General features: G+C 51.0%; 1 protein-coding gene. It reads right to left on the bottom strand.

Annotated features, from left to right (window positions below):
• Positions 1-879, bottom strand: an 879-nt coding sequence (locus ON063_RS14690; protein WP_274665632.1) for an ATP-binding cassette domain-containing protein, incomplete at both ends; no start/stop codon positions are given.

Genomic DNA, 879 nt, shown 5'->3' with positions numbered 1-879 from the left:
CGAGCATTTGACCGGCCGTGATTGTCTCGCCGTCCGGCGTATAAATCACTTTCGCAATCCGCTCGATTTCGTCGATCACGCGTCGTGATTCGTCTTCAAACTCGACTTGTTGACCGTAATAGCCGAGATGGACTGTTTCCCCGTGCACGATGGTACCGTTTGTCGGTTCCAAACGCTTGGCGAGCAGGTTCATAAGTGTTGATTTCCCGCTCCCGTTCGGTCCAACAATGCCGTAGCGTTCACGGCGTCCGAAAATCCAATTGAACTGCTGTATGAGGAGAGAATCGTCGTATCCAAAAGACAAGTCCTCGACCTCGATGACCTTTTTACCGAGTCGGCGAGACCCGACAGAAACGTCGAGTGATTCCTCTTCAGCTAAGCTCTCTTGGTGCTTTAAGTCTTCGACGCGCTGGATGCGTGCTTTTTGTTTCGTTGTTCGTGCTTTTGCGCCTCGACGTAACCAAGCGAGTTCACGACGTAAAATATTTTGCCGTTTCTGTTCCATCGATTGTGCCCGTGCTTTTCGTTCGGCCCGCTTCTCAAGGAACAGCTCATAGTTCCCGTTATAGAAATAACTCGTCCCGTCTGCAATCTCTAAGATATGGTTTGTGACACGATTTAAGAAATAACGATCGTGGGTGATGAGAAGGATGGCTCCACGATAATCCGCAAGCATCGTCTCGAGCCATGCGATCGTGTCGGCATCAAGTTCGTTCGTCGGCTCGTCTAAGAGCAATAGGTCCGCTTCGTCGAGTAACGCTGCAGCGAGAGCGACACGCTTTTGTTGTCCACCTGACAAGGCGTTCACATCGACGGACACGTCAGGAAGACCAAGACGGTTCAAGATCGACTTCAGTTTTGCTTCCGTTTCCCAAGCGT

The organism is Exiguobacterium sp. B2(2022) (assembly GCF_028823655.1).
Classification (GTDB): domain Bacteria; phylum Bacillota; class Bacilli; order Exiguobacteriales; family Exiguobacteriaceae; genus Exiguobacterium; species Exiguobacterium aestuarii_A.
Note: the sequence above shows the minus strand (reverse complement) of the source record. Positions and strands in the feature narration are given on the sequence as shown.